The following is an 8,264-nucleotide window of genomic DNA, read 5'->3' as shown; positions in this document are numbered from 1 at the left end:
GAGGGCAACGGCTTTGCGGTCGCCTTTCTTTGCTTACTTTCTTTGGCGAAGCAAAGAAAGTGAGCGGCTGCCGGGCCGCTCCCGGCTAGCATCCACGGAGTAGCAACCGTTTTGGCAACCCACAGACCGTTCTTAGCATGCAAAGACATCTACTCCGTAGACCGTTAAATAGGGTCGGAGTAATTTTCGCAAAAGGCCGCGAAAAAAAACTCCGACCCTATTTAACTAGGTTGTCGTTGCTTTTGCCGCTTCCCGCATAGACTCTGCCAAATCTGACTGAACTTAGAATGCCATCGCAGGTACTCCGTAGAACGTCAAATGGGGTCAGAGTAATTTTCGGCGATACTGCTGCCGAAAAAAAACTCTGACCCCATTTGACTGCGTCAGCGCGAAATTACCGGTTTACTACAGCTGCGGATTCAGCTTTTCTGATTTCGAATGCAGTTTGTTCAGCGCCGACAGATAGGCCTTGGCCGAGGCCACCACGATGTCGAGGTCGGCGCCAACGCCGTTGACGATGCGTCCGGAGCGCGACAAACGCATGGTCACTTCACCCTGCGACTGCGTACCGGTAGTAATCGCATTCACCGAGAACAGCAACAGCTCCGCCCCGCTCGCCACCTTGGTCTCGATCGCATTCACAATCGCATCCACCGGCCCGTTGCCCTCGCCCGCGCAAGTCGATTCCTTGCCGTCGATCGAAAACACCACCTGCGCGCTAGGCTTCTCGCCGGTTTCAGAATGCTGCGACAAGGACACGAAACGATAAAACTCCTGGTCATGCGACTGCTGCTCTTCCGACACCAGCCCGATGATATCCTCGTCGAAAATCTCCGACTTGCGATCCGCCAGCTCCTTGAAACGCGCAAACGCCGCATTCACCTCGGTCTCCGACTCCAGCGCAATCCCCAGCTCCTCCAGCCGCTGCTTGAATGCATTGCGCCCCGACAGCTTGCCCAGCACGATCTTGTTCGCGCTCCAGCCGACATCCTCGGCGCGCATGATTTCATAGGTATCGCGCGCCTTCAGCACGCCATCCTGATGGATTCCCGAAGCATGCGCGAAGGCATTGGCGCCCACCACCGACTTGTTCGGCTGCACCGCAAAACCGGTGATCTGCGACACCAGCTTGGACGCCGGCACGATTTGCGTGGTATCGATACCGATATCCAGGTTGAAATAATCGCGCCGCGTCCTGACCGCCATGACGATTTCTTCCAGTGCCGTGTTGCCGGCCCGCTCACCCAGACCATTGATGGTGCACTCGACCTGGCGCGCGCCGCCGATCATCACGCCCGCCAGCGAATTGGCCACCGCCATGCCGAGGTCGTTATGGCAATGCACCGACCAGATCGCCTTGTCGGAATTTGGAATCCGCTCGCGCAAGGTTTTCAACATGTGGCCATACAGTTCCGGCACGCCGTAGCCGACAGTGTCGGCAAAATTGATGGTAGTGGCGCCTTCGGCAATCACCGCTTCCAGCACCCGGCACAGGAAATCCATGTCGGAACGGCTGCCGTCTTCCGGGCTGAACTCGACGTCGTCGGTAAACTTGCGGGCAAAGCGCACCGCGTTTTTTGCCTGCTCGAACACCTGGTCCGGCGTCATGCGCAGCTTCTTTTCCATGTGCAGCGGCGAAGTCGCCAGGAAGGTATGGATGCGCTTGCGCTCGGCTGGCTGCAGCGCTTCCGCGGCGCGTGCGATGTCCTTGTCGTTGGCGCGCGACAGGGAGCAGACAGTGGAGTCCTTGATGATGCCGGCGATCGCCTTGATGGCCTCGAAATCGCCGGGCGAAGCCGCAGCAAACCCGGCTTCGATCACGTCCACTTTCATGCGCTCCAGCTGACGCGCGATGCGGATCTTTTCATCCTTGGTCATCGAGGCGCCTGGCGATTGCTCGCCGTCGCGCAAGGTGGTGTCGAATATGATCAGTTTTTCGGGCGAGTTGGCTGCCATGCTGTGCTCCAGATTGGTCTTGTGAACCTTCGATTTTAAAGGCTTTGTCAGCTTCCGGTTTAAATTAAGCAGATTGCGGGCGTAAAAAAACCGCCCGGGGCTAAACGGGCGGCTGGTATGGCTTCCTGACAATCAGGCAAGCGGCGGGATACGCAGCTTCTGGCCCGGGTAAATCAAGTCCACGCTTTTCAGCATTGGCTTGTTTGCCTCAAAAATTGCGTTGTATTTATTAGGATCGCCATAGAACTGCTTGGAGATCTTCGACAGGTTGTCGCCGCTGACCACGTCATACCACTGCGACTCATCGGCTGCCGCCGCGACGGTCAGGTTGTCGTTGACATCCTTGACGTTGCCGCAGCACAAAATGATTTTCTCGCGAGTTGCCTGGTCAGGCGCTTCGCCGCTGGCAGTGACGCTGGAAGACGTTGCATCGAACGCGATTGTCAGGCCGCTGGTGTCAATCCCTTGGGTACCGACGTAGGTCTTGATCGCGTCAGCTGCCGCATTCTGCAGTTCTTCGACATTCGGCGCCGCCGCGACTTCTTCTGGCTTGTGGCCCAGCAGCTTTTCACCTGCGTCTTTAATAAAAGAAAGTAATCCCATCATTTCCTCCGGTAGTAGTTAAACAACGATGATGCCACTAGCCTCGCTACAGTGCTGCCTGAAACTGAAGGTTTAACAACATTTAACCTTATCAATATTTCACAGGCATGACCAAGTCTTAGTCCTTATCATCGTGCTCAAGTTCCGTCTGCACGATACTGACCGGCTTGCCCTTGAACCAGCGCCAGAAATACACGCCGAAACCGGACAGGCCGTAGAGCACGAACAGGCCGAACAGCACCTTGGACGGATCGCTGAAAATCGCTACCAGCGCCAGCACTAACAGGAACGCTGCAATGAAGGGCATCGGCTTGCGCAGGTTGATGTCCTTGAAGCTGTAGAAAGGGACATTGCTGACCATGGTCAGGCCGGCGTACAAGGTGATGGCCCAGGCCGCCCAGCTTAGCGAACTGCCCTGGAAACCGAGATCGTCCATCAGCCAGACAAAACCGGCCACCAGCGCCGCTGCCGCCGGGCTGGGCAAGCCCTGGAAATAGCGTTTGTCGACGACCTCGATATTGCTGTTGAAACGCGCCAGACGCAAGGCGCCGCCAGCGCAATAGACAAAAGCCGCCAGCCAGCCCAGCTTGCCCATGCCGCGCAGCGACCACTCATACACCACCAGCGCCGGCGCGGCGCCGAACGACACCATGTCGGACAGGCTGTCGTACTGGGCGCCGAATTCGCTCTGGGTATTGGTCAGGCGCGCCACCCGGCCATCGAGGCTGTCCAGCACCATCGCCACGAAAATGGCGATGGAGGCTTGATCGAAACGCAGGTTCATCGCCATCACGATGGCATAGAAACCGCAAAACAATGCTGCCGTGGTAAACGCATTCGGCAGCAGATAGATGCCGCGCCGGCGCCGCGCCGGCGGCCTGATATCTTCTTCGTCCAGATACTCGCTGCGCTCCGGGTTCTTGTACGGGCGCAGCGCTTTGGGGAACTGCGCGACGCTACTCTTCGCTTTACGGCGCTTGAATGTGGCCATGTAAGTTCCGTTTCAATCAACTCAATACAAACGATCTTGCAAGCTGCGCCCTTTGGGCGCAGCGTTTAAAACTCGGCCAGGATGGTCTCGGTGGCGGAGACCTTGTCGCCGACGGCAACCTTGGGCGTAGCGGTCAACGGCAGGTAGACATCGACGCGCGAACCGAAACGGATGAAACCGTAGCGTTGGCCGCGGCTCAGCACATCGGCGGCCTTGACGTAGCAGAGGATGCGGCGCGCGATCAGGCCGGCGACCTGGACGCAAGTCACAATCTGGCCATTGGCAGCGGTGATCACCAGGGCGTTGCGCTCGTTTTCGACCGATGCCTTGTCCAGGTCGGCATTGACGAACTTGCCCGGGAAATACTCCACTTTTTCAATCTTGCCGTCGACCGGCGCGCGATTCGAATGGACATTGAAGACATTCATGAAGACGCTGATTTTCAGTGCTTCGCGATTGGCGTAAGGATCCATGGTTTTTTCAACCACAACGATGCGGCCGTCGGCAGGCGACAGCACCGCCGCCGGATTTTGTGGAATCACACGGCCCGGATCGCGGAAGAACTGCAATACGAACAAGGCAATAATCCAGAACGGCAGAGACCATGCGACCGAAAAAAACGTGACCAGCAGCGCGACCGCAAAGGCGTTGCCCAAAAACGGCCAACCCTCGCGGGCAATAATAGGATGGGGATAATTATTCAACTGCACTCCGGATTATCTTGGTAAATGATGGAAATTTGAAAGCGTGGCTATTCTAGTCGAGCAGGGCGCAAATGTAACCTGCCGCATGGCGCTTACTGAAAACCTGCGCCGTGCCGCTTGATGTATAAGGGTACTGGATAAGGAAGCCAAAGCAACGCTGCAGACCGTCAGCATGATACTTGACGATCTTTTGCATTGTATAAAAAGACCAAGCTTCTCGCTCGACTTTATTGACGTGAGCAAATATAGCTAGAGTAGTATTAATTATAATGCAATGAATTTCGTCGCCATCACAAAATGAAAGGCCGGGCTAGCATCGCTTAGCCCGGCCTGCAGCTGGCTTAGGAAGATAATCGCCTAAGACATTGCTTACTTCGCCTGCTCTTCTTCCGCCGCACGGTTTCTGTCCTGGGCATCCTGCAACTGCTTCTCTACCCCTTTGGCCTTTTCCAGCGCATCGGTCTGCGTCTTGAATATCTGCGGCGGCGGCGCGGAAGGTTTACAGCCGGCCAGCGCCAAGGCGGCGGCAGCCATGCTCAGGCAGAGGGCGGCGGAGCGCTTCATTTGAAGCGGACCTTGCCGACCACGCGCATGTTCAGGGTAGTTTCGCCGGGCTCAAAGCTAGGCTCTTCCACCGGCGCCGCATCGTTCATCGAGGCAGCACGCATCATCATGGCCTTGGGCGCAGGCGAAGAATCCTGGGCATAGTTGCCGGAACCTTCGAAATCCACGGTATCCAGCACGGCATCGCCTGGATTACGCCCCATCGCATGGGCGATCGAAGCGATCCGCTCGGTCAGGTTCTGATAAGTGGCGGCGATACGCTGGTCATCCAGCTTCTTGCTGGTAGCGTCGCTCAGACCGAAATACAAGCCGTTCAGGCCCATCACGCTTTGCACCGCCGCTACCGTTTTCGGCAGGTTGTTGAGGTTGGTGGTGGTGGCGTCCAGATACTGGCCGACGCGCCAGCCGGTCGGCTGGCGCGGCTTGTTGGCGTTGCCGCGCGGCTGCGGCTGGTCTTCCGGATAGACCGGGTAGGTGTAGTAGCCGCGCGTCTGCAGGATCGCCTGCGGATCCTGGCGCTTGAGGATATCGGTGCCCTGTTTCATCTTGACGTTGACGCGCGACGCCGCGGCAGCTTTGTCCTTGTCCTGTTCTTCGACGTTAAAGGTGATGCGGACCTGGTCGTTGGCGTGCTTGACCTCGCCATACGCCGGTACGATCACCAAGGTGCCGGCGGACAGCGTCGGCGCAGGGGCCTGAGCGTGTGCAGCAAAACCAGTGGCAGCCAGCAGGGACGACAACATCAATTTGCGTGATCGCGACATATTTTTCTCCAAGAAAAAATGGAGCGCTACAGACAATGCGCTCCAAGGATTATCAATAACAGACCAGCCTTCGATTACATTCTGTCAATTTAGTTCTATAACAATGTTGCCTGTTGTTAGATTCAAACGCAAGGCCGCAGAAATCCGGCAAATGACAATGTCACTATTTTGTTGGCGGCTCGCGGCGCACATTGTGACCCAAACGCGCCTTGAAGTCCGCCAGGTTGGCGGACGGATCGGTGCCGGCCGCCGCCGCGTCATACTGATAGGGTTCCAGCTTCTCGCCGCAATGCTTGCAAAACAGCGAATCGGCTTCGTGCCCCTCGGTCAGGCAATGGGTGCAGGTGCGCGTGGTCGGCGTGCCCTTCATCATAGTCATCGCCAGCTCGACGCCGACGATGCCGGTCGGCAGCGCAATGATGCCGTAGCCGAGCAGCATGGCGCAGGAAGTGATCAGTTGCCCCATCGGCGTCTTCGGATGGATGTCGCCGTAGCCGGTGGTGGTCAGCGTCACGATGGACCAGTACATGCCGACCGGAATGCTGGTGAAGCCGTTTTCCGGTCCTTCGATGACATACATGATGGTGCCAAGGATCACGCTCATGATCAGCACCACGCCGAGAAAGACCAGGATCTTGTGGCGGCTGTTGCGCAGCGCCTGCCACAGCACCTGCGATTCGTCGAAATAGCGCGGCAGCTTCATGACGCGGAACACCCGCAGCATGCGCAATAGGCGGACGTCGATCAGGAAGTGGAATTCCGGCAGCAGGAAGGCCAGGTAAGTGGGCAAGATCGACAGCAGGTCGATGATGCCGAACAGGCTCAAAGCGTAGCGCAAGGGGCGCTTGACGCACAGCAGGCGCACCACGTACTCGATGGTGAACAGAATGGTGAACAGCCATTCAAGCGCATTCAAGGCCAGGAAATCGCGTGCGCGCACGGCGCCGACGCTGTCGACAATCACGGTCGCCACGCTCAGCACGATGATGATCAGCAAGGCGGTGTCGAAGCGGCGTCCGGCTTCTGTATCGGCTTCGAAAATGATCGTGTACAGGCGCTCGCGCCAGCCGCGATCGGGTTTTCCGAATTTACTGCCCATGGTGTTTGTTGCCATATTTCCTAGATAAGTCGGGTGATTGGCGATGCCACAATCTAAACAATGTACGAGTGATGGTCAAGAAAGCAAAAAAGGACAGCAATGCTGTCCTTTTTTGCGGGGTATTGAAGAAGATCTTTTAGTTCTTCGACTGGTCGACCATCTTGTTTTTCTTAATCCAAGGCATCATGCCGCGCAGTTGTTCGCCAACTTGCTCGATCTGATGCTCAGCCGTGATACGGCGACGGGAAATCAAAGTCGGCGCGCCAGCCTTGTTTTCCAGGATGAAGCTCTTCGCGTATTCGCCGGTCTGGATGTCCTTCAGGCACTGGCGCATGGCGTTCTTGGTGTCTTCGGTGACGATGCGCGGGCCGGTGACGTACTCGCCGTATTCAGCATTGTTGGAGATCGAGTAGTTCATGTTGGCGATGCCGCCTTCATAGATCAGGTCGACGATCAGCTTCAGTTCGTGCAAGCACTCGAAGTAAGCCATTTCCGGAGCGTAGCCGGCTTCCACCAGGGTTTCAAAGCCAGCCTTGATCAGCTCGACCGCGCCGCCGCACAGAACCGCTTGTTCGCCGAACAAGTCGGTTTCAGTCTCTTCGCGGAAGTTGGTTTCGATGATGCCGGCACGGCCGCCGCCGTTGGCGGTTGCGTACGACAAGGCGATGTCGCGGGCGCTGCCGGACTTGTCCTGGTACACCGCGATCAGGTGCGGCACGCCGCCGCCCTGGGTGTAGGTCGCGCGGACAGTGTGGCCTGGCGCCTTAGGAGCGATCATGATCACGTCCAGGTCGGCGCGCGGCACGACTTGGCCGTAGTGCACATTGAAGCCGTGGGCAAACGCCAGCGTGGCGCCTTGCTTGGCGAACGGCGCAACGTTTTCTGCATAGACCTGGGCGATGTTTTCGTCCGGCAGCAAGATCATGATGACGTCGGCGGCTTTCACTGCATCATTGACTTCAGCCACGTTCAGGCCGGCATTCTTTGCCTTGTCCCAGGAAGCGCCGCCCTTGCGCAGGCCGACGGTGACTTTCACGCCCGAGTCATTCAGGTTCTGTGCATGGGCATGGCCCTGGGAACCGTAACCGATGATGGCAACGTTCTTGCCTTTGATCAGGGAGAGGTCGCTGTCTTTGTCGTAGAAAACTTTCATTTTTAATCCTATATATGTAATTTTGTGTTAGATGCGCCGGGCGGAAACGGATAAGCGGTTTACCGTCCGGCAGAATATTCTGTTTATTTAAACTTTGAGGATGCGTTCGCCGCGACCGATGCCAGAGCCGCCGGTACGGACGGTTTCCAGGATCGCTGCACGGTCGATCGAATCGATGAACGCGTCCAGCTTGCCCTTGTTGCCTGTCAGTTCCAGGGTATAGGACTTGTCGGTGACGTCGATGATGCGGCCGCGGAAAATATCCGCGGTGCGCTTCATCTCTTCGCGTTCCTTGCCGACCGCGCGCACCTTGATCAGCATCAGCTCGCGTTCGATATGTGCGCCTTCGGTCAGGTCGACCACTTTGACGACTTCAATCAGACGGTTCAGGTGCTTGGTGATCTGTTCGATCACGTCATCCGAACCGCTT

The 8,264-nt window shown here is 57.2% G+C and carries 9 protein-coding genes; all 9 read right to left on the bottom strand.

What is annotated here, in order from left to right:
• Nucleotides 1–405 precede the first annotated feature (405 nt).
• Nucleotides 406–1,956 carry a 2-isopropylmalate synthase gene (locus tag VNZ65_RS23430; RefSeq protein ID WP_325673372.1) on the bottom strand — a complete coding sequence of 517 codons (1,551 nt, stop codon included), beginning with the start codon at nucleotides 1,954–1,956 and terminating at the stop codon, nucleotides 406–408.
• A gap of 132 nt (nucleotides 1,957–2,088) precedes the next feature.
• On the bottom strand, nucleotides 2,089–2,559 hold the full coding sequence (gene lysM / locus VNZ65_RS23425) for a peptidoglycan-binding protein LysM (protein WP_325673373.1): 471 nt from the start codon (nucleotides 2,557–2,559) through the stop codon (nucleotides 2,089–2,091).
• A gap of 118 nt (nucleotides 2,560–2,677) precedes the next feature.
• A complete protein-coding gene (gene pssA / locus VNZ65_RS23420; RefSeq protein ID WP_325673371.1) occupies nucleotides 2,678–3,550 on the bottom strand; it encodes a CDP-diacylglycerol--serine O-phosphatidyltransferase in 873 nt (290 codons plus the stop codon).
• Between the two features lie 65 nt (nucleotides 3,551–3,615).
• Nucleotides 3,616–4,260, bottom strand: a complete 645-nt coding sequence (locus VNZ65_RS23415) for a phosphatidylserine decarboxylase (protein ID WP_325673369.1) — start codon at nucleotides 4,258–4,260, stop codon at nucleotides 3,616–3,618.
• A gap of 363 nt (nucleotides 4,261–4,623) precedes the next feature.
• Complete coding sequence (locus tag VNZ65_RS23410; RefSeq protein WP_325673367.1) at nucleotides 4,624–4,818, bottom strand: hypothetical protein; 195 nt, start codon at nucleotides 4,816–4,818, stop codon at nucleotides 4,624–4,626.
• Complete coding sequence (locus VNZ65_RS23405) at nucleotides 4,815–5,582, bottom strand: SIMPL domain-containing protein (RefSeq protein ID WP_325673363.1); 768 nt, start codon at nucleotides 5,580–5,582, stop codon at nucleotides 4,815–4,817. The genes VNZ65_RS23410 and VNZ65_RS23405 overlap by 4 nt, the downstream gene beginning before the upstream one ends.
• Before the next feature lie 163 nt (nucleotides 5,583–5,745).
• Nucleotides 5,746–6,696, bottom strand: a complete 951-nt coding sequence (locus VNZ65_RS23400; RefSeq protein ID WP_325673361.1) for an ion transporter — start codon at nucleotides 6,694–6,696, stop codon at nucleotides 5,746–5,748.
• A 121-nt stretch (nucleotides 6,697–6,817) separates the two neighbouring features.
• Nucleotides 6,818–7,834 (bottom strand): ketol-acid reductoisomerase, encoded by a 1,017-nt coding sequence (gene ilvC / locus VNZ65_RS23395; protein WP_061942400.1) that lies wholly within the window; start codon nucleotides 7,832–7,834, stop codon nucleotides 6,818–6,820.
• Between the two features lie 87 nt (nucleotides 7,835–7,921).
• Nucleotides 7,922–8,264, bottom strand: a 343-nt coding sequence (gene ilvN / locus VNZ65_RS23390; RefSeq protein WP_325663694.1) for an acetolactate synthase small subunit, incomplete at its 5' end; no start/stop codon positions are given.

It is taken from the genome of Collimonas sp. (genome assembly GCF_035566555.1).
Classification (GTDB): Bacteria; Pseudomonadota; Gammaproteobacteria; order Burkholderiales; family Burkholderiaceae_D; genus Collimonas.
The sequence above is the reverse complement of the archived record's forward strand: the minus strand, read 5'-3'. Positions and strand labels throughout refer to the sequence as shown.